Genomic DNA, 25,970 nt, shown 5'->3' with positions numbered 1-25,970 from the left:
TCCCACGCCTTCGGCGCGGGCCCCTCCCTCTCCCTCAAGGGGAGAGGGGCGAGGAAGCGCCCCGCCAATCTCTTCCTCAAAGCCGCCTCACCTTCGGCGCGCCCGCTTCCGCATCGAGCATAAGGTCCGTCAATGCCCAGACGAGCGCATCGACCCTGTCCGGGCTTTTCCCCATGCTCGGCACGAAATCGCACATCTGATCCTCAAGCCGCGCCAGCGCGCCGACATGCGAAACAAATCCGCGCTCGTACAGCGCCGCCACAGGCTCGGCACGCAGGCGCTTGCCGCGCGTCGCCCGCACAAGCCGCAGCGGCGCGGTCGGCATCACCTGCCGCATGATGGTCGAAACCATTTCACCACCCTGATTGCTTTCGGCCACGATGCGATCCGCCTCGTGGTCGCGAAACGCCTTCGCCGCGCGGCTCGCCCAGGTAAGCGGCGTCAGCCCGCCCATCGAGCGATCGTCAAGCACATAGGCGCGCCCGTCATCGGCGATCCCCGCCACCACGATCCCGCATTCGTCCGCCTGCGGCCCGCTCGTCGCGGGCGGATCGACGGCGACGACGATGCGCACAAGCTCAGGCGCTGCCCGCACCCGCGCATTGTCGATCGTCTCGCGCGACCAGAGCGCGTCGGGATTATCCTCGATCAATTCCGCATCAAGCTCCTGCCGCCCGAGCCGCGTGCCCTCATAGCGCGAGATCACAGAGCGGAAGAACGCATCGGCGAGGTTGGCGCGGTTGGCGTAAGTGCTCGCCCGCGTCACCGCCGTCGTCTCGTCGGCCAGCAACCGTTTCAAGATCGGCACCGGGCGCGGCGTCGTCGTCACAACCTGACGCGGGCGCGTCCCGAGCCGCAATCCAAATTGCAGCATGTCCCATGCCGTTTCCGCGTGTCGCCATTTACCAAGCTCATCCGCCCATGCCGCGTCGAATTGCGGCCCGCGCAAACTCTCCGGCTCCGACGCTGAAAACGCTTGCGCCACCGCACCATTCGGCCAGAGCAATCTCTTGCGCGAGGCTTCAAAGCGCGGACGGTTCGTGCCGCCTAGCGCGCAAAGCCCCGATGCGCCGTCGATCATCACTTCGCGCACATCGCCGAATGTTTCCCCGACAAGCGCGATGCGCCCCGCCTCGCCGCGCTCCGCAAGGCCGCGTATCCATTCGGCGCCTGCGCGCGTCTTGCCCGCGCCGCGACCGCCAAGCACCAGCCATGTCGTCCATTCACCCGGCGGCGCAATCTGATCGTCGCGCGCCCAGACGCTCCACTCGTCAAGAAGCCACGCCATCTCCTGCGGCGTCAGGCTCGCAAGAAACGCCTGCCGCTCCGCTTCCGGCAGAGAGGCGAGCGAGGCGGCGCTCAAGCTCGGCGCGCATGTCGCCGTCGCCGTTTCGCTCATCGGCGGATTTCGGTTCACGTTTCTCTTTCGCGGCTTTTATGTCGTTCAGCTTCTCGAGCGATTTCACCAGCGTCGAAAGGCGGCGCGCGTCGCGCTCCCTTTCCAGTGCCGGGCGATCCTGCGTGCTCTCGCCTTCAATCGCGTCGATCTCCCGCGCAATGAGCCGCTTCAATCGCGATGCAAGTTTCGTCGGCATCAGCGCCGCACCTGCAAGATCGGCGGCGCGGCGCGCTTCGGATTTCGGAGGCTGGCGCAGTTTCCATCCCGCGCGCCTCGCATAGCTCGAAATTTTCTGCCAGGCCACGCCTTCGCTTGCTGCAATCTCCGCCAGCGATTGCGCGAGGTCTTCATAGCGTGCCCGGATGGTTTCCCAATCGGGCTCACCCTTGCGTGAGGCAGACTTCTTCATATGCACCAACAGATGGTTGCGAGCGTTGCGCTTGTTAAGCGGGGATTTCTTCGCTCACGTTCAAAAATTCAATATCGACTGAACGAACAGTCGCACCTCTCCAGATGAACCGTATATGTGGTTGGAGCGTTACGCTTATAATGGAGGATATCTCCATCCCCCTTCAAAAGAGGCGAAATGCAAAGTTCCGATATAGCGAACATTCTCGACACCTGGCGCATCGCCATGCAGACGTGGTTGCCCGCGCCACTCTTCGGCATTCTTCTGATGCTGTTTGCGGCTTTCGTCGCGCTCGCATTTCATCGGCTCATCATTCGCTCTGTGCGCCGCCTTCTCGGCTCGCGCTATTCCTTTGTTTCATCCCTGCTTGGGCGCACCCAGAAAGTCTCGCGCCTTGCTCTTGTCATCTTTCTTCTTGGCGCGGCACTGCCGCTTGCCGGTTTCAGCGACGAGGCAACGGCGCGTGTCGCGCAAATTCTGCTCGCGGCCTTTATCATCCTCATCGGCTGGACAACCATTATTGCCTGCGAATTGAGTGCGGATCTCTATCTCCGCCGCTTCCGCCTCGATGAAGTCGACAATCTTCTCGCCCGCAAGCACGTGACGCAGACGCGCATTCTGAAACGCGCACTCGAAACCATGATCGTCCTGATCACCGCGGCAACCGCGCTGATGACTTTCGAGTCCGTCCGTCAATTTGGTGTCAGCCTTTTCGCATCGGCGGGTGCCGCCGGTCTCATTGTCGGTCTTGCGGCGCGCCCGCTCTTTGCCAATCTCATAGCCGGCGTTCAGATCGCCATGACGCAGCCGATCCGGGTGGACGATGCCCTTATCGTCGAAGGCGAATGGGGCCGCGTCGAGGAAATCACCAGCACCTATGTCGTCATCAAAATCTGGGACTGGCGGCGGCTCATCGTGCCGCTCGCCTATTTTCTCGAACATCCCTTCCAGAACTGGACGCGTCACAGCGCCTCGCTCATCGGCGTGGTCTATCTCCACCTCGATTACACCGCGCCCATCGAGCGGCTGCGTGAAAAGCTCGCCGAATTCGCCAAGGCTTCGCCGCTCTGGGACGGCGATGTCGTCAAATTGCAAATCAGCGACACGAAAGAGCGCACCATCGAAGTGCGCGCATTGGTCAGCGCTGCTTCATCCGGCGATGCATGGGACCTTCGATGCGAAATACGCGAAAAGCTGATCGATTTCCTGCAGCGCGAACATCCCCACGCCCTCCCCGTCCAAAGGGTCGAGCTTGCGAAAGATACAATTCCAGAGATGGATCGAAGATAGGTAAGGAGCGGTGCGCTGCCAACTGGGGATATCTCATCCCCCGCAGTTTTTTTTAGTCGGCGATGAGCTTCGGCCAATCGACGATGCGGTCGCAAATATCCTCGAACGCGATATCGTCCTCAGAGATCACGCGGCCGCGCACGGACATGCCCGCGCGCACGACGCTTTCCGTCTCGCCCGAAACCAGCGGATGCCATGACGGCAAATCCTTGCCCTCCGCGATCAGGCGGTAAGCGCAGGATGGCGGCATCCACGTCACTTCCTCGATCACCTTCGGCGTCAGATGCACGCAGTCGGGCACACGCTTCGAGCGGTTCTTGTAATCCGTGCAGCGGCAGGTGTTTCCATCCAGCAGCGTGCAGACCGCGTCAGTGAAAAGGATCTCCAGCGTGTCCTCGTCTTCCAGTTTGACGAGGCAGCACTTCGCGCAACCATCGCAGAGCGATTCCCACTCCGCGCGGTTCATTTCGGCGAGCGTCTTGCGCTTCCAGAAAGGTTCCCGGCTCATGCGGCAGACAAAAGCCCGGTTCACGGGTGCTGGTCAAGTCCTGTCCCCGGTTGAAACACAATTGCGCCCCCGCCCCTCCCATTCCTGCCCCATTACGGGCACAAATGAAGGGAATAGTTGATTTTGGGCCCGTCCGCGAACGGCACGGCGCTTGCCTGTTGAACAGGCTGAACGAACATACGGGGCTGGGAACACAATCTTGTCGGATCACCATCAGGACGAAGAGCAGACGCTGGAAGACGCGCGCCCGGCCAGGCGGCGCAAGCTCCGCTTCGGGGTTCGGCTTGCCTCATTCATGCTCACCGCAGGCGTCTTTGCCGCGCTCCTTCTCGTCTTCGTCACCGTTCCCAAACTCCAGCGCGACATCGAGGCCGGCCCCGCCGCCGCCCTTGCGCTCACCGTGCTCGATGCGGAAGGCAATGAGATCGGCAGCCGTGGCGGCAGCTCCGCGCCCATCGTGCCGCTCGGCGAGCTTCCGCCCTATCTCGTCAAGGCGTTCGTCGCCACCGAAGACCGCCGCTTCTATTCGCATTTCGGCATAGACCTTCGCGGCATTGCGCGCGCCGCCTGGGTCAATATGCGTTCGGGCGGCCTCGTCGAAGGCGGCTCCACCATCACGCAGCAGCTAGCCAAGAACCTCTATCTCGACAGCGACCGCACGCTCTGGCGCAAGGCGCAGGAAGCGCTGATCGCGCTCTGGCTTGAAAGCAATTACACCAAGGACGAGATTCTCACTCTCTATCTCAATCGCGTCTATATGGGCGCAGGCAATTACGGCATCGACGCCGCCGCACATTATTACTTCGGCAAAAGCGCGCGCGATGTGTCGCTGGCCGAGGCTGCCGTGCTTGCGGGCCTGCCCAAAGCGCCCTCGCGTTTTGCGCCCACCAACGATCTCGCCCTTGCGCAGGCTCGCGCCTCCGTGGTTCTCGACCGCCTCGTCGGCAATGGCGACCTTACGGCGGAAGAAGTCGCAGGCGCGCGCGCTCATCCCGCCGTCGTCGCCGCGCGCGACAAGCGCGATGGTCCGCAATATTTCGTCGACTGGGTCGCGGGCGAAGTGCGCAGCCTTCTGCCTGAAGCGCATGGCCGCCTCATCGTCAAAACGACGCTCGACCCCAAGCGCCAGCGCGCGGCGGAAGCAGCCATTCGCGATGCACTGAAAGACAATGGCAGCGGCCGCAGCGTCGGTCAGGGCGCGGCCATCGCGCTCGCGCCCAATGGCGCGATCCTTGCCATGATCGGCGGCAAATCCTATCTGGAAAGCCAGTTCAATCGCGCGACGCAGGCCGAGCGCCAACCCGGCTCCGCCTTCAAGCCCATCGTCTATCTCACGGCGCTTGAGCAGGGCTTCACGCCCACTTCCGAAATAGAAGACTCGCCCATCGCGCTTGGCGAATGGTCGCCGAAAAATTCCAATGCCCGCTATGCAGGCACGGTCACGCTGACGCAAGCACTCGCCCGTTCGATCAACACGGTTGCGGTGAAGCTTGCAGAGCATGTCGGCGTCAAGAACATTGCCGATACGGCAGCGCGGCTTGGCATCGTCTCGCCGATCCAGTCGAACCTCTCGATCGCCCTTGGCAGTTCGGAAGTGACCCTGCTCGAGCTCACCTCCGCCTATTCAACCTTCGCCACCGATGGCCGCCGCGCCGTCCCCTTTGGCGTCACCGAAATCACTTCGCTTGAGGGCGAGACGCTTTACAAGAATACGCCTGCAACCATCCGCGTCACCGATCCGGCAAACGCTCATGCGATGACCTATATGCTTCGCCGCGTCATCACCGAGGGCACGGGCCTTCGCGCCGATCCCGGCGACCGCGAAGCCGCCGGCAAGACCGGCACCAGCCAGGACAATCGCGACGCGTGGTTCATCGGCTACACGGCCAATGAGATCGCAGGCGTCTGGTTCGGCAATGACGACAATACGCCGATGAAAAGTGCCTCGGGCGGCAACTTCGCCGCCGTCGCCTGGCGCGGCTATATAAAAGCCTCGCAAACCGGCGTGCCGCCCGCGCCGCTTCCCGGCGCATATGAAGAAATGCCCGTCGCGCAAGAATTGCACGCCCCCATCAAGGGTTTCCTGTCGCAACTCGCCGACCTCTTCAATGCCGCACCGCGCGTCGAGCCGCGTGACAACAACCTGAGCGCGGGCCCCCGCCGCAACGAACCGGCATTGCTGCCGGGCGGCGGCAGGCCGAGGTAGCGGCATCCTGAGCCATTGCCACCTCGGGGCCGATAGGCCATACAGGCGGCAGTTCAATCACATTCGGATACTATTGTGGCGCCTCCGCTGCTTGCCCTTCGTGATATACGTGTCGCTTTCGCCGATCAGGTTCTGATCGACGGGGCGGGTTTTGCCTTGGCGGCGGGCGACCGGCTTTGCCTTGTCGGGCGCAATGGCGCGGGCAAGTCGACGCTGCTGAAGATCGCGGGCGGCCTTGTCGAGCCGGATGGCGGCGAGCGTTTTCTGCAGCCCGGCACGCGCGTTTCCTATCTGCCGCAGATGCCGGATTTCGGCAAGGCGGCGACCATTCTCGATTATGTGACGGCGGCGGGCGCAGAGAAGCATCAGGCCGAAGCCATTCTCGACGAGCTCGGCCTCGATCCCGCCATGACGACGGCGACGCTTTCGGGCGGCGAAGCGCGCAAGGCAGCCATTGCGCGCGTGCTGGCGGATGATCCCGACATTCTTCTGCTCGACGAGCCGACGAACCATCTGGACCTGCCCTCCATCGAATGGCTCGAAGAACGGTTATCGCAATTTCGCGGCGCCTTCATTCTCATCAGCCATGACCGCGCATTCCTCCGCAGGCTGACGGCTGGTTGCCTCTGGGTCGATCGTGGCATCGTCCGCCGTCTCGACAAGGGGTTCTCGCAGTTCGAGGAATGGACCGAGCAGATATTGGCCGATGAAGAAGTCGTCCAGCACAAGCTCGACCGCCTGATCCTTCAGGAGACGCAATGGTCGCGCGAAGGCATCAGCGCCCGGCGCAAGCGCAATCAGGGGCGGTTGCGCCGTCTCTATTCCATGCGCTCGGAACGCGCCCAGCAGATCGCGCAGACGGGTCGCGCGGCGCTTGCCGTCGAAACCGGCGCGGCGTCGGGTACGCTCGTCGTCGAGGCGAAGAATATTTCCAAAGTGTTTGGCGAGCGGACAATTATCCGCGATTTTTCCACCCGCATCATACGCGGCGACAAGGTCGGCCTCATCGGTCCGAACGGAGCCGGTAAGTCCACGCTCCTCAAGATGCTGATGGGCATTCTTCCGCCCGATACGGGCAGCGTGCGCCTCGGCACAAACTTGTCCCCGGTTATCGTCGACCAGACGCGCGGCTCCCTCGATCCTGAAGCAACGCTCTGGAATACGCTTTGCGAAGGCGGCGGCGATCAGGTGATGGTGCGCGGTCAGCCGCGTCACGTCGTTTCCTATCTGAAAGATTTCCTCTTCCGCGAGGCTCAGGCACGTCAACCCGTAAAGGCACTTTCGGGTGGCGAGCAGGGTCGCCTTATCCTCGCCCGGGCATTGGCAAAACCGTCGAACCTTCTCGTGCTCGATGAGCCGACAAACGATCTCGACATGGAAACGCTCGATCTCTTGCAGGAAATGCTCACGGACTATGACGGCACCGTGTTGCTTGTGAGCCATGATCGCGACTTCCTCGACCGGGTTGTCACCTCCGTCGTCGCACTTGATGGCGAGGGCGGCGCCGAGGAATATCCCGGGGGTTATTCCGACTGGCTCCGCTTCACCCGCGACCGCGTCGCCACCGCCAAGTCCGCGCTGAAAGCCGGTGCCGCACCCAAGGCCGAGCGCCTCGTCAAGACAACGACCAAGCTCAGCTACAAGGATGCGCGCCTTCTCGACGAGCTCGGCGAGAAAATGCCCAAGCTTCAGGGCGACATTGCCAAGCTCGAAACCCAGCTTGCCGATCCAGGTCTTTACGCTCGCAACCCTGCCGAGTTCGCCAAGATCACCGCGCGCCACGACGCGCTTCGTGCCGACCTTGCCCATGCGGAAGAGCAGTGGCTCGAACTCGAAATGAAACGGGAAGAGCTTTCAAGTTCCTGAGGTTAGCCAATCGGTAACTCTCCCGAAGACAGACGGGTTCGACGGGTAGCACTCCGTGTTTTCGGCTGATAGCATTGCCGCCAATTCGGAATGCATTCCTGGGGGCCTCTCTTATGAACCGCAATCTTCTGCTGGGCGGGCTTGCTGCCGTCGTCATCATTGCCGTCGCAATCGTGCTTGCCATTCGTCCGGGCCAGCGATTGGAAGGCAGCGGAATGCATATCGTCTTCGCGACGGACTGGAAGGCGCAAGCCGAACATGGCGGCTTCTATCAGGCACTCGCCAAAGGCTATTACAAAGACGCGGGACTCGACGTCAAGATTCAGCAAGGCGGCCCCGGCGTAAACGTGCCGCAGCTTCTTGCAACGAACACCGTACAATTCGGCATGGGATCGAACAGCTTCATCCCGCTCAACGTCGTCGTTGCAAAGGCCGGCTCCAAAGCCGTGATGGCAAGTTTCCAGAAGGATCCGCAAGTGCTCATCACGCATCCGCGCGATGACATAAAATCCATTGCCGACATGAAGGGCAAACCGATCCTCGTCGCCGACGCAACCGTCAGTTCCTTCTGGCAGTGGCTCAAAGCGAAGTATGGTTTCACCGACGATCAGATCCGCAAGTACACCTTCAACCTTGCGCCCTTCCTCACCGACAAGAATGCAATTCAGGAAGGCTATCTGTCGTCCGAGCCTTACACGGTCGAGAAGGAAGGCAAGATCAAGCCGCAGGTTTTCCTGCTCGCCGACAACGGCTATCCTGGCTACGGCGCTTTCATCATGGCAACCGACGAGATGATTTCCGATCATCCTGATGTCGTGCAGAAATTTGTTGATGCCAGCATAAAGGGCTGGGTCGACTATCTTTACGGCGATCCATCGCCTGCGAATGCACTCATCAAAGCCGACAATTCGGAAATGACCGACGAGCTGCTCCTGCATGGCATCGCAACGCTTAAAGCCTATGGCATCATAGACTCCGGCGATGCAGAAACATTGGGCATCGGCGCAATGACCGAAGAGCGCTGGCAGGAATTTTACGACACCATGTCCAAGGCAGGTGTCTTCCCCAAGGGCATCGATGTTCACAGCGCCTATACGCTTGAATTCGTCAATCACGGTGTCGGTATCGATCTCAAGAAAGAGCTGACAAAGAAATAGGACGTTCGGCATTGTGAACAATCAATACGCTTCACCGCTGATCGACCTTCAGAGTGTCAGCAAGACCTACGGCAGCGGAACCATCGCGCTCGACCGCGTCAGCACGCAGATCGCGCAGGGATCGTTCGTCTCGCTTGTCGGTCCGTCGGGCTGCGGCAAGAGCACATTGCTTCGGATCATCGCCGGGTTGATCACGCCGAGTTCCGGCGCGCTTGCCTGGGGCGGCCCTGACGGCATTCGTCCAGACGATATCGGCTTTGTTTTTCAGGACGCGACGCTCATGCCATGGGCGCGCGTTTTTGAAAACGTCTTCCTCCCGCTGAAGCTTCGCGGCGTATCGCGGCAAGATGCGGAACCCCGGATCATGAATGCGTTGACGCGTGTCGGGCTTGCCGATTTCGCGCAATCCTTCCCTCGCGAATTATCCGGCGGCATGCGCATGCGCGTTTCCATTGCGCGGGCACTCGTCATGCGCCCGCCAGTGCTGTTGATGGACGAACCATTCGCCGCGCTTGATGAATTCACACGCGAGAAACTCGACGACGATCTTCTGGAGCTTTGGCAGGCGGAGAATTGGACCGTCGTTTTCGTCACGCATAGCGTTTACGAGTCCGTTTTTCTCTCTGAGCGCGTGCTCGTCATGGGTGCGCGTCCGGGCCGGCTTCTTCGCGACATCTCGGTCGACATGCCCTACCCGCGCGGCCGCGCTTTCCGGGAGTCCCATGACTATGTAATAAGATGCGCCGAAATTTCGGCAGCACTTCGCGAAGGTTCGGAGGCGTGATGGAAAATTCTCGCCTCCTTCGCCTGCTCGTTCCCACGCTGGTTGGCATCGCCTTCCTCCTGCTGTGGGAGCTTCTTGTGCGCGCCAATGGCATTCCGGAATTTGTCCTGCCTGCGCCGAGCCGCATAGGGGCGAGCCTTGTTACGAACTTCGCCTCACTCATGGCCTCTCTATGGGTGACGCTATCGATTACAATTCTCGCCTTCATCCTCGCCGCCATTGGCGGCGTTGGCCTTGCGATCCTTTTTTCCCAGAGCCGCCTCGTCGAAATGGCGCTCTTTCCCTATGCGATCATTTTACAGGTGACGCCCGTCGTATCGATCGCGCCGCTGATCCTCATCTGGGTCGGCTTCGATCGCGTGCAACTCGCGCTGCTCCTTCTTGCCTGGATCGTCGCCTTCTTCCCGATCCTGTCGAATACGACACTCGGCCTTCGTTCCGCCGATCACAATTTGCGCGATCTGCTCAGGCTTTACGGGGCGAGCCGCTGGCAGATTTTGACGGAGCTGCAGCTCCCATCCGCCCTGCCCTATATTCTTGCCGGGATGAAAATCTCCGGCGGCCTCGCGCTGATCGGCGCAGTCGTCGCCGAATTCGTCGCCGGATCGGGCACCTCGACAGGGCTTGCCTGGCGGATCATCGAGGCCGGCAACAGGCTCGACATCCCCAAAATGTTCGCCGCGCTGCTGCTGCTTTCGGCGCTGGGGATTTCGATCTTCTTTGGCCTTTCCTGGGTTGAGCACCTTCTGCTGCGGCGCTGGCACGAGAGCGCGGTCAGACGGGAGGAATGAGCCTCAAAAAACGCTAGGAAATGGGCCAAAAATCCCAAAATTTACTTTATTTAATTGTGAATAATAAATTTTTACACCGCGGTTGACGCGCTTTACAAAAAATCCCATGTTACACAAAGACTAAGCAGGCCTTTACAAGCAGGTTCTGCTTCCGCATTCGCACCTCATGGAGGGCTTGTTGGCCCAGCATTCGCGCAAAGGCGCCCAGTATCAGGCCGTTACGGCGAACCGCCTTATCGACGGGATCGTCGTCTATCTGACGGCGGACAATAGCTGGTCGGAATCCCTGCAGGACGCAGAAGTTGCGGATGGCAAGGAAGCTGCCGAAGCCCTGCTGGCGCGCGGCGAAGTGTTCTTTGAACCCGGCAATCAGGTGCTCGACGTCTATCTCTTTGAAGTCGAGCAGACCGAAGCCGGCATACGCGCCGCGAGCGTACGCGAGGCGATCCGCCAGGCAGGTCCGACGGTCAGAACGGACCTTGGCAAGCAGGCGGAACTCGAAGGAGTTCATGCCTGATTTCGGCATGGCTTAAAGCAGGCAAGGAAGTTTCATGTATCGGTATGACGAATTCGACCACAAGCTGGTGAACGAGCGTGTCTCGCAATTTCGCGGACAGGTTGCGCGCCGCTTGTCCGGCGAATTGGCGGAAGACGAGTTCAAGCCGCTGCGCCTTATGAACGGCGTTTATCTGCAACTCCATTCCTACATGCTGCGCATCGCAATTCCCTATGGCACGCTTTCGTCGCGCCAGCTCCGCAAGCTCGCGGAAATTTCGCGCAAATATGACAAGGGCTATGGGCATTTCACGACACGCCAGAATCTCCAGCTCAACTGGCCGGCGCTGAAGGATATTCCGGCGGTTCTCGACGAGCTTGCCTCGGTTGAAATGCATTGCATTCAGACCTCGGGCAACTGCATCCGCAATACGACATCGGACCATCACGCTGGCGCTGCCCCGGGTGAATTGGAAGACCCGCGCATCATTTGCGAAGTCATTCGCCAATGGTCGACCTTTCATCCCGAATTTTCGTTCCTGCCGCGCAAGTTCAAGATTGCCGTATCGGCGACAGAGCATGACCGCGCTGCGATCCGCGTGCACGATATCGGCGTGCAGGTTGTGAAGAATGCAGCGGGCGAGATCGGCTATGAAGTCTGGGTCGGTGGCGGACTTGGCCGCACGCCTATCATCGGCAAGAAGATTTCCGATTTCGTCGTCCGCGAGGATCTTCTCGCCTATCTGGAATCGATCCTGCGCGTCTACAACATGTTCGGACGGCGCGACAATCTCTACAAATCGCGCATCAAGATCCTCGTGCATGAAATCGGCGTCGACGAGATGCGGCGTCAGGTCGAGCTGGAGTTCGAAGAGGTCAAGAAAAGAGGCACTCTTCAACTGCCCGACGAAGAGGTCGAGCGGATCAGACAATATTTCGCGGCTCCTGCCTGGGAAACCCTGTCTGACGACACGCCGGAAATCGATGCGCTGATTGCAAAAGACAAGAACTTCGCCGACTGGATGAAGTCCAATATTTCGCAGCACAAGATACCGGGCTACGCGATCGTCAACGTCTCGCTGAAGCCGACCGGCCTCACGCCCGGCGACTGCTCGGCAGATCAGATGGACGCTGTCGCCGACATTGCCGACAAATATGCGTTCTCCGAAGTGCGCGTCGCGCATGAGCAGAACCTTTGCCTCGCCAATGTGCGCAAGCAGGATCTCTATGAGGTCTGGAAGGCGCTCGACGCGCACCAGCTCGCGACGGCAAATGGCGGTCTCATCACAGACCAGATCGCCTGCCCCGGCCTCGACTATTGCAACCTCGCCAATGCGCGTTCGATTCCGATTGCGCAGCGTATTTCCGAGCGGTTTCAGGATATCGATCTTCAGCAGAAGATCGGGCGTCTGCATGTAAACATGTCGGGCTGCATCAACGCATGCGGCCATCATCATGTCGGCCATATCGGTATCCTCGGCGTCGACAAGAAGGGCGTCGAGCATTACCAGGTGACGCTCGGTGGCGCGGCGGACGAAACCGCCATTGTCGGCGATATTGTCGGGCCTGCCTTCACCGAAGGCGAGATCGTGGATGCGATCGACAAGATCGTTCACACCTATCTGCAAATTCGCAGAGACGACGAAATCTTCATCGACACCTACCGCCGCGTTGGCGTGCAGCCGTTCAAGGAGAACCTCTATGCAGCTAATTAAGGACGGCACCTTCGTCGCCGATGCATGGACAACGGTTGCCGATGATGCGCCGATACCCGACGGTCCCATTATTGTCAGTCTCGACCGTTGGAAGAAGGAGCAGAACGCCCTTCTCGCTCGCGGCGGCAAACTCGGCATTCGCCTGAAGAGCGGAGAGGAACCAGCACTGATCGCCGATCATCTCGACAGCTTTGATGTTGTCGCTCTTGAATTCCCGGCCTACCGCAATGGCCGCGCCTTTTCCTATGCGCGTATCCTGCGCGAACGCTATGACTACAAGGGCGAAGTACGGGCCGTGGGTGCCGTGCTGCGTGACCAGTTCTATTTTCTGGTGCGTTGCGGATTTGATGCACTGGAAGTCCGCGACAACATCACGGCCGAGATTTACAAGGAATCGATCGGCACGTTCTCGCATGGCTATCAGCCGGGAGCCGATGGCGGGCCGACTGTAATGTCGTTGCGCCAGAGACTTGCGGCCAATGCCGAGTCGCGAAAAGCAGGCTAAATCGGCGGGCGGCCGGAGGCGAAAGCTTCGATCGCCTGATGGCGGACAGCCTCTCTTTCCAGCGTGGCCAATGCTTCGTCCATTCGCCGGATCGCTGCCGTAACACCCGCAAACTCATCCATTTGCGGCGCATCGATGCGCATATGGGCCAAAGCCGTGCGATATGAAACGAGACGCCGTGCGAGGACATCCGCCGTCGTATCGATCAGATAGCCGTTCTGCTCAAGTCGCGGATGCAGGTTCACAAAAGACGCTGGATCGTCAAGAGCAATGGTCGTCGTGCTCGTCGGCGCGCCATGCAAGCTGTCGGCGCGTGCCTGATCTGCCGCATTGATTTCGCTGCAGATCGCTGTGAACTGCCCCATCAACGTCGTGTCGGACATCACATCGTCGCTGAGCGCATTTGCCAGCGCGGCCAGGCTCGTCGGGTAGCGGGCCCTCAGGCGCAAGTAATAGGCAAGACTTGCAGAAGCCGAAGCCTCCGTCCGATTGAGATTCTCCAGCCGTGAAAGATAATCGTCATCGGGCACAGGCCGTTCGGACATGAGGTTCGCAGCGAGTTGGCGAAGCCCCACTTCCGCATCGGTGAGGGGCAATTGCGTATCGACCCCTTGCTCACCGGCAAAAATCGCCTGGACCCTATCGAAAACATTTGGCCGGTAGCGGCCCAAATCCGGGTCTTGAGCACAACCGGACAGCAGCAATACAGCAATGGCTGCAAAGCTCACTCTCGTCGAGGCCGCTGGCGATCTGATGCGCATCATGGATGCGAACATAGTCGGCGTTGGTTAGCCGCGCGTAAAAATTGGCGCGCTTCAAGTCTTAAGAAAATCTTCCAACAAATACAAAGCCCGGCGCTCTTTCGAACGCCGGGCCTTTACGCAACAGGACAGACTTTGCCTTAACGCGACTTTAGATCAGGCGGCGCGGAACTTCTCGAACGCGTCGGTGAACTTCGCGGTATAGGGGGCCGAAGCTTCGCGCACGGCCGACACGGCGATCTCGTTGATCTCGCGGGCGGCATCGAGATTGCGCTTCAGCGACGCGCGAATGAATTCATTTTGCAGTTCGAGGGCGGCGCGAATATCGCCGGACTTCAGAACGGCCTTGGCGGTCTCAACGGTTTCTTCGAAATTGGCGCGCGTCAATTCGGTGATAATGCCTTGAGCGAGCTCAATCGGGGTCTGCGTCTTCTTCGGCGCAGCCTTGGGGGCGGCAGCCTTCTTCTTCGCAGCGGGTTTGGCTTTCACGGTCTTCTTGGCCTTCGGGGCAGTCGTAGCTTCCGTCATGGATATCTCCTGCTTTGCGTTGGGCGCTGCTCCTGTGGAGGCGGCGCTCTGCACAAATCGAGGCTCAGGATTTGTGCGCTGCACAATCAAATAGAAGCACATGTCCCTAGCGTCAAGAGGTTTTTGTGCGCTGCACAAAAAATGCGTGTCCATGGACCTAGGTCCAGTAAAATCTCTTTAAGTTGAAAGGGGTTAGGTCGAGTTGCGGCGCGGTGCCGCAGATCAAATCGCCCAAAGCGGCGGCGCTGCCGGCCCCCAATGTCCAACCGAGCGACCCATGCCCGGTGTTCAAATAGAGGTTCGTGAAGCGCCCGGCCTGCCCAATAATTGGGCTGCCATCCGAGCTCATGGGACGCAGGCCGGTCCAGAACACCGCCTCCTCCGCGACTTCATTCATCTGCGGGAAAATGTCGAGCGTAGCCGCCAAAACCGACCGTGCACGAAGCATTTCGATGTTCGTGTCGTAGCCGCAGACTTCTGCCGTTCCCGCCGTTCTCAGCTTGTCGCCAAGCCTGCTGACAACGATCTTGCGGGCTTCATCGGTGATGCTGATGGACGGCACCACATCGCTCTTTACAGGTAGCGTCACCGAATAGCCTTTGAGCGGATAAACAGGAAGCCTCAAACCCGCCAGCCGTGCAAGGCCCGTCGTCGCGACGCCCGCCGCAAGAACGACGGCATCAGCGCCAAAGAGCCATGCTTTTGTGCGAACCCCCGAAATCCTGTCGCCGAGGGTTTCAAATCCTGTGACCTCCGCGCCGGTAACGAATGCAACGCCCATACGCTGAGCTTTTTCTGCAAGGCGCGCAGTGAACAAATGCGCATCGCCGCTTCGATCGCTGGCGCAATAAATGCCGCCCGCGATTTCGCCTTTTTGAATGGCGGATACGAGAGCCGGTTCGAGATCGACGCATTCTCTCGCGGAACATATGTTCTGCTCCAGACCGGCGCTGCGCATCGTTTCAATATCCGCCGCAGCGGCCTTCAAGTCAGAGGCATGACGGAATATCTGCAGGATGCCGTTTCGATTTTCGTTAAACGTAATCGGAGCGCCCTCACTTTGAGCATGCGCTGCGATCGCATCCATTCGTGCTTGCGTGAGTAGAGCCAGTGCCAGGTTTGGCAATACACGTTGAGCGCGAGCCGACGCACGGCAGCGCATCAGAAAACGCAGAAGCCATATCCACTGTTCGGGGTCCGCCTTCAATTTCAAGCGGAACGGTGCATCGGCGCGACCCAGCCAACGCAATACGAGGCCCGGGACCTCGGGTCCCGCCCAGGGCGCCACTTCGCACGCCCCAATTTGACCGCCATTGGCATAGCTCGTCTCAAGGCCCGCTCCCTCGCGCTTATCCAGCAAGGTGACCTCGTGACCGCGGGCGGCAAGCTCGTAGGCGGAAGTAACGCCGATGATGCCGGCGCCAACGACGACGATTTTCAAGATGGGACCTCCAGAAGAACCCACTTTACGCCCGAGGGTGCCCGTCATGGAAGGGCGAGCATAGTTCCTCCATACTGGTCATGCCGATAAGATCGGGCATGTGTAAACATCGACATTAGGTGAGGCCGATATGCGCTGGGAAGATGGAGAACGGGGCGGCAATATCGAGGACCGACGTGGCATACGCCCCGGTGTCCGTGCCGGCGGGGGCATCGGACTTGGCGGCGTCGCGATCCTGCTGATCGGCTATTTCGTCTTCGGCATCGACCCTTCGACACTGGTCAACGTCGTGCAGCAAGACGGCGGCAGCTATACCCAAGACGCAGGCCGACAGGGTGCGCCGACTGACGCATCCGGAAAATTTGTCGACGTCATCCTGACATCGACCACGCGCGTCTGGACCGGGCTCCTCAAGCCGACCGGCAAGCCTTATCGGCAGCCGCAGCCACTAGTGCTTTATACACAAGCTACGGGCACCGGCTGCGGCATGGGCCAATCGGCAATGGGGCCGTTTTATTGTCCGTCCGACGAACGCATCTATATCGATCTGGATTTTTTCAATGAGCTGTCATCACGCTTCGGCGCGCCCGGCGATTTCGCCAAAGCTTATGTGATCGCCCATGAAGTCGGGCATCACGTGCAGAAAGTGCTCGGCACGGCAGCCAAGGTGCAGGCTGCACAGCAGCGCGCCGGCAGCAAGGCGCAAGCCAATCGCTATTCAGTGGCGCTCGAACTTCAAGCCGATTGTTACGCGGGCGTCTGGGCATCCAATGCGCAAGCCGCCTCCAACGGAGCAATCGTCATCGACCGCCGCGATCTGGACGATGGGCTTCGCGCGGCAAACGCCATAGGTGACGATACGTTGCAGAAGCAAACGCAGGGTCAGGTCGTGCCTGACAGCTTCACCCATGGCACCAGCGCACAACGCATGCAGTGGCTGCATCAGGGCTTTGATTCCGGCGACCCTGCCGCATGCAACACGTTTTCAGGGCTCTGATCGCAGGTAATCACTCAGGGGCATGACGATAGCCCAGCTCAGGCAGCGGCAGGCGAACGTTCGCGCGTTGCCGAAAAGAGCACATGTGGCCACTTTTCCGCGGTGTAGCCGAGTTCCCAATTGCTCTTGGCGAGAAACACGGGCGCGCCGTCTCGGTCGTCCGCCATATTACCGCGATGGGCATCCACAAACCGTTTCAGCTCTGCGGGGTCTTCGGCGCTCACCCAACGCGCCGTCTCAAAAGGCGCGTTCTCGAAACCGACCTTGATTTCGTATTCCGTCTCGATGCGCGCCGCGAGAACTTCGAGTTGAAGCCGCCCGACAACGCCAATGATCCAGTTCGCGCCAAGCTGCGGCTTGAAGACCTGCGTCACGCCTTCTTCTGCGAGACTCTCCAAGGCGCGGCGCATGTGCTTTGCCTTCATCGGATCGTCAAGACGAATGCGCTGAAGGATTTCCGGCGCGAAGTTCGGAATGCCCGTAAAGGTCAAGTCCTCACCCTCGGTCAGCGTATCACCGACGCGGATCGTGCCGTGATTTGGGATGCCGATGATGTCCCCCGCGACCGCTTCATCCACCAGTTCGCGATCCTGCGCAAAAAAGAGCGTCGGGTTGTGAACGCCGATCGTCTTGCCGGACCCCGAAACCCGCATCCGCATGCCGCGCTTGAAGCGACCAGAGCAAATGCGCATGAAAGCGATACGGTCGCGGTGATTGGCGTCCATATTCGCCTGCACCTTGAAGACGAAACCCGAAACCTTGGGCTCATCCGGCTGCACAAGGCGCTTTGAAGAAGGCTGCGGGCGCGGCATCGGTGCAAAACGCTTCACGGCGTCCAGCAATTCGCGCACGCCCAGCTTTCTGAGCGCGCTGCCGAAATAGACGGGGGTCAGATGCCCGGCCCGATAGGATTCCAGATCGAAAGCGGGCGAACCTTCGCGCGCGATTTCCATCTCTTCGCGAAACATCGCCAGTTCTTCGGCGCTCATATAGTTGGCGATTTCGCTGCCCGAAAGGCTTGTTGCCTCCATGCCCTCGCCCGCGCGGTCATAAGGCACGAAGCGATCATGTTCCGGATCGAAAATACCTTTCAGCAATCCGCCGGCACCTGCCGGCCAGACCATCGGAGCAGTGTCGAGCGCGAGCTTGGTGGCAATCTCGTCCATCAAGTCGAAAGGGCTCATGCTTTCGCGGTCGATCTTGTTGATGAACGTGATGATAGGCACGTCGCGCAAGCGACAGACTTCGAAGAGCTTCAAGGTCTGCGCTTCGATGCCTTTTGCGGCGTCGATGACCATAATCGCAGAGTCAGCCGCCGTCAGCGTTCGGTAAGTATCTTCGGAGAAATCCTCATGGCCGGGCGTGTCCAGAAGGTTGCAGGTGATGCCTTCATATTCAAAAGTCATCACGGCAGAGGACACAGAAATCCCGCGCTCCTGCTCGATCTTCATGAAATCCGAGCGCGCACGCCGACTGTCGCCGCGAGCCTTGACCTGGCCCGCAAGATGGATCGCCCCGCCCATCAAGAGCAGGTTTTCAGTCAGCGTCGTCTTGCCCGCGTCAGGATGTGCAATGATTGCAAAGGTCCGACGATTGCGGACGTCGGCTCCGATGCTTCCATGGTTGCCGGCCTCGATCGTGCTCAAACTTATCTCCAGTTCCGATTGGGGCCGGACCCTACTCTAATGAAGGGCGTTCTGTCATCTTGCCTGCGCGAGCATCGAGTCGGCGCGACATCATGACAGATGCGCCAATTTGGACATTCCGCCAAGCTCCGCACAGCGACATTCGAACCAAGGCAAAACATACGATGACCACCGCCCGCGACATTGTGACCGCGCATGTAGAGGCAGCACTCAAGGAAGCCGCCGAACTTCAGATCCCGACCGACGTGTTAGGGCGCGTCATGTTCGAACAAGTGCTTCGCATGTGGCGCGAGACCCGCTCTCACGAAGACATAAAAAGCGAGCTTCTCGCCGCCGTGGAACACCTCGATCCGGACGAGGATTTCATGTTCATGCGGCCCTGAAGCCGCTTTAACCCAGCGGCTCCTGAAGGAAATGGCGCCCTTCACGATCCTCGATCTCGACAACCCACAGATCGGGATCGAATTTGCGTTGTCGCTCTACATAGGAGTCGGCATCCGGTTCGGGCACCGGCGCGGCTCCTGTACCGGCGAGCCAGATCAGGGTGCCATCACCGGCCCGGGCGGGCGCATAGACCGTTGCCGTGCGGTCGAGCCTGTTCACCTTCACAAGCACAGTGCCAGACGTTGAATCCCCCCGGCGCACGACCATAGCGGCAGCGCCTGCGACCTCGCAGCGTCGGATCAGCGCTTTAACCCAGATTTCCGCCTTCAGTCGAGGCGCGGTTTCCATTGACGACTCCCAGCCACTCACACGAGATGCCCGTATACCTTAACCGCTTTATGCGTTTGCCGAATTTCAGGACGGGCACTAGAATTGCAAACGATCCGTTAACACGGTTGGGGACCGCCCTGAAATCGCACAGCCATATTTGATCTGAGCGCCCGGGCGTCACTCAATGCGTCAAACGAGGTCGGTACCCAGAGGGGAGTTTCTTATTATGTCGAGTGTTTCGAGCCAAGGCGCTACCGCACGCCGGATAGCCCTGAAATACAGCTTGGGCGCTGCACTTTTGCTGGCTGTCTTGCCAGGTTGCACCGTTGTACAGGGCGATACTGCAGCTCTCGACAAGATAAAGGCCGCGCCCGTAGCGGCAGCGACTGCACCAGTGGCGGCGCCGGATGCGACCGCCGCTTTGGCGACAGGCAGTCTGGTAGACGCCAATATTGCGAGTGCAGGTATCCCGATCCCGCTCATTTCCCCTCGCCATGCAGGCGTCCAGGTCGCATCGATCGACCCGCGCGCAGGTCTTAGCGCGATATCCCCAAGCGTGCCTATCAGCCAGCTTGCAGGCGTCTATCTCAAGTTTGACGATGGCATGAAGGTGGCGGAAGCAAGCAAACTCAACACCCCCAAGGAAGTGCGCCGCGTGCTCAGTACGCTGCGCTTTTCGCAGCCGGAAACGATGGCGACTGGCTGGTATGCCATCCGGGCGATGGCGGCTGCGCAAAGCAAGCTGTTCGCGCAAGGCGTCCGCGATGAAGTGCGTGTCAATGGTCAGGCCAAGGTTCTCGCCTCACTCGAAGACTCTGACTATGTGCTTCGAATTCATGGGGCAGGCGATGCCATCACTGCTGTTATGGCTTCGGCCTCGACTGAAAATGACCGCATGGCGAAACTGCGCAAGCGGTTCATCGACACTGCAATGAAATTCCAGAAGCAAAAGTGGGGCATGAACGAGCCGCTCCCGGCAGAGCCAGTCGTCAAGACAGCCGAAGCGACCTCGCCCTCCCCCACCGTCGGACGCGTCATTGCGGCCCTCTCACCGATTTCCGAGGCGCAGGCCTATTCGACGACCGTGATGACAAAAATTCTCGCTCAGGCGGCACGCGAGGTGATTTCGGCGCCAATCACCCCGATCGCCGCAGGTGGCCGGGACGAGACATCCACTTGCCTCAATTGGGCGAGGCTCAATCTCAACCAGTGTATTGCGGCGGCGCACTTCCCCTCAGAAGAGGCCTGGTGCACAGGTACGCACGCCATTGAAGAAGTGAGAACTTGCTGGGCGTCCGTCATGCCCGCCCCTGGAGCAACGCCTCACTGATCGTTCCCGGTTACACGACACGCCAAAGCCCTGCGGATTCACCTCTGCGGGGCTTTTTGTTTGCAAATTGGCACGCGACGAGATGCACGCAATTTGAAACAAGTCCGATTCTAATTCGAGGAAAATGATAATCGAATTTTCGAAGTAATTTTAAAAAAATATCCAAAAATTCAAGTAAATACCTGAATATAATATCAGTAAAAAGGCAATCATATAAAGTATTAGTCGATCCAATTATTACAAAGCTGATCATTTTATCTTTTAATTTAACTGCCCAACCACGAGTGCGCCGTAAATTCGTGCCAACTAGACACGAAAGGAGCATTTCATGTCGTTCATTCTGCGAGCTGCCTTCTGGCTCACAGTGCTGGCTTTCCTATTGCCCGCAGCAGGCCACCAGGCCACGGCGCAAAACGGCAACGCCGGCACTTCTCCCGCCAGCTATGTGACGGAATCAAACGCCACTCCGGCTGATGATGTGAATGCGGGCGAGATGCTGTCCCTTGCCGCGCAATCGGCGGGAGACTTGCTAGGCTTTTGCAATCGCAACCCTCAGGTTTGTGATCGAGGGCATGCTGTCGTCTCACATGTCGCCAGACAGGGCGCCTATTACGGCAGCCAAGCCTTTCTCTGGCTAACGGAAAAGGCCCGGGAAGCACAAGACCCGGCAGCCAGCGACGACGCCCCACCACTCGCTTCGCCCAAGCATGCGCCCCAGTCGCGTGTGGCAGGCGTGTAGACGACATCAAGACTGCCGCGGAAGCCCCATCCTGAGCATCTTCGGCCTCGTCGCGCCGTCCGGCTTTTCGCCGGGCGGCGCTTGTGCATTCAGCTCCCGACCGCTATCTCCTGAGAGAGCACGAAAGAGCACCAAATGAGCATCGAAACCCTGATTGAAGATTTTTCCTTCCTGGACGATTGGGAGGAGCGATATCGCTACGTCATCGAGCTCGGTAAAGACCTCGATCCGTTGAGCGCCGAGGAACATTCGGCAGCTAACAAGGTTCAAGGATGCGTCAGCCAGGTCTGGCTGGTCAGCGAAGCCAACGGTGCGCGCCTTGTTTTCCGCGGCGACAGCGATGCCTTCATTGTTCGCGGGCTGATAGCCATTCTGCTACGAATCTATTCCGGTCGGACGGCAACCGAAATATTGGCGATTGACGCGCGTGAAATCTTCGAGCGGCTTGGACTGAACGAACATCTCAGTCCTCAGCGGTCCAACGGCCTTTACTCAATGGTCGAGCGGGTGAAAGCCCACGCCAACACCCAACTCGCACACGAACCTCGCCTGTAAGGTTCTTACTGAGCCATCACCCCTAGACGGTAGTGAGCGACCAACCTGTCCAAGGCAATCTGAAGCACAACCTTGCCCGCACGTTGCGGCCAGCCAAAGTTGCGCTCGATTTCGGCCAGACCACGCTGGTAGCAGCATGCCTCCACCAGAACACCAGCCAGATCTGCGCCTGCAACATCAAGTGCCTTTGCGAGGCGCTGGCGCGCAGCGATCGCCCGATCGGTCACTTCCGCAGGATCGCGCGGCCGCCGACCACTCCCATCGGGGCCCAGGGCCATTGACCAGTCGGCTGTGACACGCGGGGCCATCTGCGCCAGCGTGAAATCTCTTCGCAGCCGCTCGCCCGCTTCGGCCTGTGCTTCGCTGATCAGCGGCTTGCCATCCGCGCCTTTGCGACGACGCAGCCACCCGAGCGACGTCTCGGCTTCGTTCATCTCGACAGTAACCGCAGCGCCGTCGATGGAAATATTCTTCCTGACACGGAGTTGATGCTGCGTACGAAAAGGGTCGGCAGCCGCATCAAGGCGGCGCCAATAGGCAAGACCAACTTCGCTCGGGCGCCAGGCTTTATTGCCGCCTGCCATTTCTGCGACACACACAAGATCTCGCTGCTCAAACGCCTCCCAATAAATTTCACTAATGACCAACACCGGCTTTCGGTGACTGTTGCGGGCAACGAAGACACCGAACCCGGCATCGCCCGCGCGCATCACGTAGCTTTCGGGCTCCGTAAACCGATGGAATACGCGCCGCACTTCACGTTCAAACTCGCGCTCTGAAATGATTGTCATTGCCGCAACCCGCTGAGCGGCATGGTGCGAACGGCATATTCGAGCCTGTCGAGCAGCAAGTCGAAATCCTGATCGTCCCGGCGATCCTCGATCTGTCGGCAGGCATGAGCGGCGGTCGTCCTGTCGCGTCCGAAATGTCGCCCTACTGCTGAAAGACTGAACCCGAAGGCGACATGCATCAGATACATGGCGATCTGGCGTGCATGGGCGACTGGCGCCCGCCGACGCGTCGGCGCACGCATTTCCGCGATTGAGACATCGAGTGCGCAGGCGATCATTTCCTGCGTCAAGGCGACTTGCGCGGCATGCTCGATATCCCGCCGCTGGCGCCGCTCCGTCCTTGAGATTGACGGCACATGCAGAGCCCCCACAAACCCGATAGCCTGATGCCGCCCGACCCCACCAATGTTCAACATTCTCTTCTCTCCAGCCCTTGACACACAACGATAGGAACATTACGAGAACATAATTAAGTTCCTATGGAAAAATTACGTGTCCCGCATGTGCCGGGGATAAATTTGCGTAAAATTTGAAGCTTTTGGACAGACTTGGGAGGCTGCGCTGTGACAACCCGGATACGTCATTTCCGCAAGCTTCGACGGCTCACCCAATCGGATCTTGCCGAGCGTCTCGGAACGACAGCAGCCACGGTCTCGCGATTGGAGACGGCGGATATAACGGTTTCCGTCGCTTGGTTGCGGCGATTTGCCGATGCTTTCGGCGTACAGGTTTCAGACCTGATCGACGAGCGGGAAGCGCAGATGCGCATTCCCTGCATGGGCGAGATCGGTCGAGCCGGCACCCTTTCATCAACGCCCACATCAGGCGAGAGCACGGTCATGCTGGATGCGCCGGCTCGCGACCCGATCGCATTTCGTATTCGAGAAAATGTTGGAATTTATTGCGCGGGTGACCTGCTCATCGCCGACCGCATGGCGCCTGAACATGTTGCGATGGCGCTCGGGCGCGACTGCTTCGTAGAAATTGAGGGAGAAGCAAGCGGCTTTGGGCGATTTATTTCATCCGATAACGGATGTTATCTGCTCGTACCTCCTGAGCCAGGCGCGCTGGTCAGATCACTTCCGACGCCAGACTGGGTCGCACCCGTTGTGATGCTTATCCGTTATTTTTGACTAGTTGCTGCTGCAGGAGACCTTTACCTCCTGCGCGCCTGCAGCAGCCCCATTGCACTGCATGCCCGGAAAGCAAACGGCGGCAGGGACATCCGTGAATATGAAAGCGATATAAGCATCGCCCTTATTCGCCTCAACCGTACCCGCAAGATCATATTGGCGTGTTTCGCCAGCAGATAGCGTAACCACGTCGCCAACTGTCGGCTCAGACAGGGGAACGTAATGCTCTCCGTCAAACGTCAGGCTCGCACTGCCTCCCGCAGAAATTTTGCACGAGGCGTGAAGCTCGGTCGACACGGCGGGATTCGAGGCAATCTTGAACTCGGCCACCTCTCCCTTTCGGATGACGTGCTCACCACTCTGAAGCTTTGCCGCCTCGACAGCGAATGTCGGCGTTGCAACCAGAAGCACGGCAGCAAATAGCGTCACCGATGAAATCGCCCGAATGCGCATGCTCACCTCCGGCCTCGCGTGTTCGTGGAGATTCAGTGTGGCCTGAACAATCGCCCGCGTTCAAGCGATGCGTTGATTGGCGCGGCTGGCGAGCGCGTGGGCTTTTTCCGATTGGAGAAAAGCGTCATGGCCCAGCACCATCACGATGCGGCCATCCGCATCAACCAGCGGCAAGCGGAGCCAGAACTGGAAAACGTGGGGTTGAGCCCAGGGAACCAACGGCACCACGCCCTGCGCAGGCCGCTCGCCCTCAATCACCTCGCGATAGGCGGCTTCCCAGTAGCCGCGCTGATCACCCAGCTCAAAATCGTCGAGGCAGCGCCCTGTCGTCTCGATACCGAAATAGTCACGCAAACGAGTACCCGCCAAGCGGACGCGCAGATGAAGCGGCTCGGGCCCCAGCACATCGAGCAGGCTGATCGAGGGCAGCAATGATTTAATCTCTGCAGGCTGAATATCCGCCCGCACGGGAAACCGCTGGTCCGTGCATTTCGCGCGCCAGTAGTCGAACAACTCGCGCTGTTCGGGGATGATGAGCTGGGCTCGAATTGCCTGATCTTGTGGTGTCAGCACGCGCCCCCCGCGATCGCAAATAGCTTCAGATGAAGCGTCGCGAATCAGATACTCGATGATGAGTCGGGATGCATCGCTTTGCAAGCAGACACATAGCGGCTGCCGCTACTTCGTGCTGCGACGACGGCTGCGGCCATTTTGGCCAAGCCCCATTTTCTTGGCCAGCTTGGAACGAGCCTGTGCGTAATTGGGCGCCACCATAGGATAGTCGCGCGGCAGGCCCCACTTCTCGCGATATTCGTCGGGATCGAGATTGTAATGCGTACGCAAATGGCGCTTCAGCGACTTGAACTTCTTTCCATCTTCAAGACAGATGAGATAATCGGGAGTAATCGACTTGCGTATCGAGATTGCAGGCTCGGCTTTTTCCACCACCATGGCCTGACCGCCCGACGCCTGAGTCAAAGCATCAAAAACGTTCTGAATCAGGTTTGGCAGATCGGCTGGGGGGAGTTTATTGTGACCGACATATGCCGACACGATATCTGTCGTTAAATCGATTAATTCCGCTTTGTCGCTCATCTCGTCCCTTCCGACACCTCACAGCCGCCTCATTCCGGGCTTGAACAAGTGAGGTCGCAGAATATTTTCTATACTAAAATGATAATCCTAGACCTTATATCAATTGCAAGGTCATGCATCAATAGTTGCATAGCTCGACAGCAGACCATGTCGACCTAATAATCGATAGAAAAATTCAAGTGGAAAAACTGCGAGACGCAATTGAACGTATCGCGCGACAACGCTGACTGGTTCATTACGACGAGGCAGATCATAATATTGTGAAGACGAACGTCACTGGAATATGCAGCCATGTTTTTGAGAGATATCTGGTATTTCGCGATGCCCGCCGAGTCGATCGAGCGCGGCGCGATGACGCGAAAGGTGCTGCTGGGGGAACCAGTGTTGATTGGGCGCACCCAGGACGGCGAAGCATTTGGCTTGCGCGATATTTGTCCGCATCGGGGCGTGCCCCTCTCCGCCGGAACGCTACTCGATTCGACCGACAGCGGCTGTGGCGAACCTACAGTCGAATGCCCCTATCACGGATGGAAATTTCGCGCCGACGGACGGTGTGCTGAAATTCCATCACTCGTGCCCGATCAGGACATGGACGTTTCGCGCATCCGCGTGCGGCGATATCCGGTGCGAGAAATTCAGGGAAACATCTGGATATATATGAG

The 25,970-nt window shown here is 59.2% G+C and carries 29 protein-coding genes; 16 read left to right on the top strand and 13 right to left on the bottom strand.

The window, feature by feature from the left end:
* Window positions 1-76: 76 nt before the first annotated feature.
* Together WA943_RS02360 and WA943_RS02355 are read right to left on the bottom strand one after the other, a co-directional pair.
* The gene (locus tag WA943_RS02360) at window positions 77-1,288 is read right to left on the bottom strand and encodes a DNA-packaging protein (RefSeq protein WP_424468231.1); all 1,212 of its coding nucleotides are present in this window, start codon (window positions 1,286-1,288) and stop codon (window positions 77-79) included.
* Entirely contained in the window at window positions 1,272-1,808 is a 537-nt protein-coding gene (locus WA943_RS02355; RefSeq protein WP_424468229.1) for a hypothetical protein, read from the bottom strand. The genes WA943_RS02360 and WA943_RS02355 overlap by 17 nt, the downstream gene beginning before the upstream one ends.
* A gap of 177 nt (window positions 1,809-1,985) precedes the next feature.
* On the opposite strand from WA943_RS02355, the gene WA943_RS02350 reads away from it, so the two are divergent.
* Entirely contained in the window at window positions 1,986-3,098 is a 1,113-nt protein-coding gene (locus WA943_RS02350) for a mechanosensitive ion channel family protein (protein WP_424468228.1), read from the top strand.
* 52 nt (window positions 3,099-3,150) lie between these two features.
* On the opposite strand, the gene WA943_RS02345 is transcribed toward WA943_RS02350, so the two are convergent.
* The gene (locus tag WA943_RS02345) at window positions 3,151-3,606 is read right to left on the bottom strand and encodes a YcgN family cysteine cluster protein (protein WP_424468227.1); all 456 of its coding nucleotides are present in this window, start codon (window positions 3,604-3,606) and stop codon (window positions 3,151-3,153) included.
* A gap of 199 nt (window positions 3,607-3,805) precedes the next feature.
* Here WA943_RS02345 and WA943_RS02340 point away from each other — a divergent pair, with 199 nt between their 5' ends.
* The 8 genes from WA943_RS02340 (at window position 3,806) to WA943_RS02305 (ending at window position 13,125) form a co-directional block, all read left to right on the top strand.
* Window positions 3,806-5,812 (top strand): transglycosylase domain-containing protein, encoded by a 2,007-nt coding sequence (locus tag WA943_RS02340; RefSeq protein ID WP_424468226.1) that lies wholly within the window; start codon window positions 3,806-3,808, stop codon window positions 5,810-5,812.
* 75 nt (window positions 5,813-5,887) lie between these two features.
* A complete protein-coding gene (locus WA943_RS02335) occupies window positions 5,888-7,678 on the top strand; it encodes an ABC-F family ATP-binding cassette domain-containing protein (protein WP_424468225.1) in 1,791 nt (596 codons plus the stop codon).
* A gap of 113 nt (window positions 7,679-7,791) precedes the next feature.
* Window positions 7,792-8,835 (top strand): ABC transporter substrate-binding protein, encoded by a 1,044-nt coding sequence (locus tag WA943_RS02330; RefSeq protein WP_424468224.1) that lies wholly within the window; start codon window positions 7,792-7,794, stop codon window positions 8,833-8,835.
* A gap of 10 nt (window positions 8,836-8,845) precedes the next feature.
* Window positions 8,846-9,619, top strand: a complete 774-nt coding sequence (locus WA943_RS02325) for an ABC transporter ATP-binding protein (protein ID WP_424468230.1) — start codon at window positions 8,846-8,848, stop codon at window positions 9,617-9,619.
* On the top strand, window positions 9,619-10,410 hold the full coding sequence (locus tag WA943_RS02320; RefSeq protein WP_424468223.1) for an ABC transporter permease: 792 nt from the start codon (window positions 9,619-9,621) through the stop codon (window positions 10,408-10,410). The genes WA943_RS02325 and WA943_RS02320 overlap by 1 nt, the downstream gene beginning before the upstream one ends.
* Before the next feature lie 178 nt (window positions 10,411-10,588).
* A complete protein-coding gene (locus WA943_RS02315) occupies window positions 10,589-10,927 on the top strand; it encodes a DUF2849 domain-containing protein (protein WP_424468222.1) in 339 nt (112 codons plus the stop codon).
* A gap of 34 nt (window positions 10,928-10,961) precedes the next feature.
* Complete coding sequence (locus WA943_RS02310) at window positions 10,962-12,620, top strand: nitrite/sulfite reductase (RefSeq protein WP_424468221.1); 1,659 nt, start codon at window positions 10,962-10,964, stop codon at window positions 12,618-12,620.
* Window positions 12,607-13,125 carry a DUF934 domain-containing protein gene (locus WA943_RS02305; protein ID WP_424468220.1) on the top strand — a complete coding sequence of 173 codons (519 nt, stop codon included), beginning with the start codon at window positions 12,607-12,609 and terminating at the stop codon, window positions 13,123-13,125. Before WA943_RS02310 ends, WA943_RS02305 begins: the two co-directional genes overlap by 14 nt.
* Here WA943_RS02305 and WA943_RS02300 read toward each other — a convergent pair.
* The 3 genes from WA943_RS02300 to WA943_RS02290 all read right to left on the bottom strand — a co-directional run bounded on the left by WA943_RS02300 (window position 13,122) and on the right by WA943_RS02290 (window position 15,855).
* Entirely contained in the window at window positions 13,122-13,889 is a 768-nt protein-coding gene (locus WA943_RS02300; protein WP_424468219.1) for a hypothetical protein, read from the bottom strand. The genes WA943_RS02305 and WA943_RS02300 overlap by 4 nt on opposite strands.
* Before the next feature lie 153 nt (window positions 13,890-14,042).
* Window positions 14,043-14,414, bottom strand: coding sequence for a TIGR01841 family phasin (phaP, locus tag WA943_RS02295; protein WP_424468218.1), 372 nt, complete (start codon window positions 14,412-14,414; stop codon window positions 14,043-14,045).
* A gap of 157 nt (window positions 14,415-14,571) precedes the next feature.
* Window positions 14,572-15,855 carry a D-amino acid dehydrogenase gene (locus WA943_RS02290; RefSeq protein WP_424468217.1) on the bottom strand — a complete coding sequence of 428 codons (1,284 nt, stop codon included), beginning with the start codon at window positions 15,853-15,855 and terminating at the stop codon, window positions 14,572-14,574.
* Window positions 15,856-15,985: 130 nt separating this feature from the next.
* On the opposite strand from WA943_RS02290, the gene ypfJ reads away from it, so the two are divergent.
* Window positions 15,986-16,852 carry a KPN_02809 family neutral zinc metallopeptidase gene (ypfJ, locus tag WA943_RS02285; protein WP_424468216.1) on the top strand — a complete coding sequence of 289 codons (867 nt, stop codon included), beginning with the start codon at window positions 15,986-15,988 and terminating at the stop codon, window positions 16,850-16,852.
* Window positions 16,853-16,890: 38 nt separating this feature from the next.
* Here ypfJ and WA943_RS02280 read toward each other — a convergent pair whose 3' ends face one another.
* Window positions 16,891-18,498 carry a peptide chain release factor 3 gene (locus WA943_RS02280; protein ID WP_424468215.1) on the bottom strand — a complete coding sequence of 536 codons (1,608 nt, stop codon included), beginning with the start codon at window positions 18,496-18,498 and terminating at the stop codon, window positions 16,891-16,893.
* Between the two features lie 92 nt (window positions 18,499-18,590).
* Between WA943_RS02280 and WA943_RS02275 the strand changes: the two genes are divergently transcribed.
* A complete protein-coding gene (locus tag WA943_RS02275; RefSeq protein WP_424468214.1) occupies window positions 18,591-18,881 on the top strand; it encodes a hypothetical protein in 291 nt (96 codons plus the stop codon).
* Between the two features lie 7 nt (window positions 18,882-18,888).
* Here the strand turns inward: WA943_RS02275 and WA943_RS02270 are convergent, their stop codons facing one another.
* Window positions 18,889-19,230 carry a DUF1491 family protein gene (locus WA943_RS02270; RefSeq protein WP_424468213.1) on the bottom strand — a complete coding sequence of 114 codons (342 nt, stop codon included), beginning with the start codon at window positions 19,228-19,230 and terminating at the stop codon, window positions 18,889-18,891.
* 208 nt (window positions 19,231-19,438) lie between these two features.
* On the opposite strand from WA943_RS02270, the gene WA943_RS02265 reads away from it, so the two are divergent.
* From WA943_RS02265 to WA943_RS02255, 3 genes are all read left to right on the top strand, one after another.
* A complete protein-coding gene (locus WA943_RS02265; protein WP_424468212.1) occupies window positions 19,439-20,542 on the top strand; it encodes a hypothetical protein in 1,104 nt (367 codons plus the stop codon).
* Between the two features lie 328 nt (window positions 20,543-20,870).
* A complete protein-coding gene (locus WA943_RS02260) occupies window positions 20,871-21,281 on the top strand; it encodes a DUF5330 domain-containing protein (RefSeq protein WP_424468211.1) in 411 nt (136 codons plus the stop codon).
* A gap of 135 nt (window positions 21,282-21,416) precedes the next feature.
* Window positions 21,417-21,836, top strand: coding sequence for a SufE family protein (locus WA943_RS02255; RefSeq protein WP_424468210.1), 420 nt, complete (start codon window positions 21,417-21,419; stop codon window positions 21,834-21,836).
* A gap of 5 nt (window positions 21,837-21,841) precedes the next feature.
* On the opposite strand, the gene WA943_RS02250 is transcribed toward WA943_RS02255, so the two are convergent.
* Both WA943_RS02250 and WA943_RS02245 read right to left on the bottom strand, forming a co-directional pair.
* Window positions 21,842-22,627: a DUF6456 domain-containing protein gene (locus WA943_RS02250; protein WP_424468209.1), complete on the bottom strand. Its 786-nt coding sequence runs from the start codon at window positions 22,625-22,627 to the stop codon at window positions 21,842-21,844.
* A complete protein-coding gene (locus tag WA943_RS02245; RefSeq protein WP_424468208.1) occupies window positions 22,624-23,043 on the bottom strand; it encodes a helix-turn-helix domain-containing protein in 420 nt (139 codons plus the stop codon). Before WA943_RS02245 ends, WA943_RS02250 begins: the two co-directional genes overlap by 4 nt.
* Before the next feature lie 147 nt (window positions 23,044-23,190).
* Between WA943_RS02245 and WA943_RS02240 the strand changes: the two genes are divergently transcribed.
* Window positions 23,191-23,760, top strand: a complete 570-nt coding sequence (locus WA943_RS02240) for a helix-turn-helix domain-containing protein (RefSeq protein ID WP_424468207.1) — start codon at window positions 23,191-23,193, stop codon at window positions 23,758-23,760.
* Here WA943_RS02240 and WA943_RS02235 read toward each other — a convergent pair whose 3' ends face one another.
* From WA943_RS02235 to WA943_RS02225, 3 genes are read right to left on the bottom strand one after another with little or no spacing between them, the layout of a single operon-like run.
* Window positions 23,761-24,213, bottom strand: coding sequence for a hypothetical protein (locus WA943_RS02235; protein WP_424468206.1), 453 nt, complete (start codon window positions 24,211-24,213; stop codon window positions 23,761-23,763).
* A gap of 60 nt (window positions 24,214-24,273) precedes the next feature.
* A complete protein-coding gene (locus tag WA943_RS02230) occupies window positions 24,274-24,870 on the bottom strand; it encodes a PAS domain-containing protein (protein ID WP_424468205.1) in 597 nt (198 codons plus the stop codon).
* Window positions 24,871-24,891: 21 nt separating this feature from the next.
* Window positions 24,892-25,308 (bottom strand): MucR family transcriptional regulator, encoded by a 417-nt coding sequence (locus tag WA943_RS02225; protein ID WP_424468204.1) that lies wholly within the window; start codon window positions 25,306-25,308, stop codon window positions 24,892-24,894.
* Between the two features lie 291 nt (window positions 25,309-25,599).
* Here WA943_RS02225 and WA943_RS02220 point away from each other — a divergent pair.
* The coding region (locus WA943_RS02220; protein ID WP_424468203.1) for a Rieske 2Fe-2S domain-containing protein at window positions 25,600-25,970 on the top strand (371 nt) is incomplete at its 3' end.

The organism is Parvibaculum sp., assembly GCF_049651025.1.
Lineage (GTDB): Bacteria > Pseudomonadota > Alphaproteobacteria > Parvibaculales > Parvibaculaceae > Parvibaculum.
The sequence above is the reverse complement of the archived record's forward strand: the minus strand, read 5'-3'. Positions and strand labels throughout refer to the sequence as shown.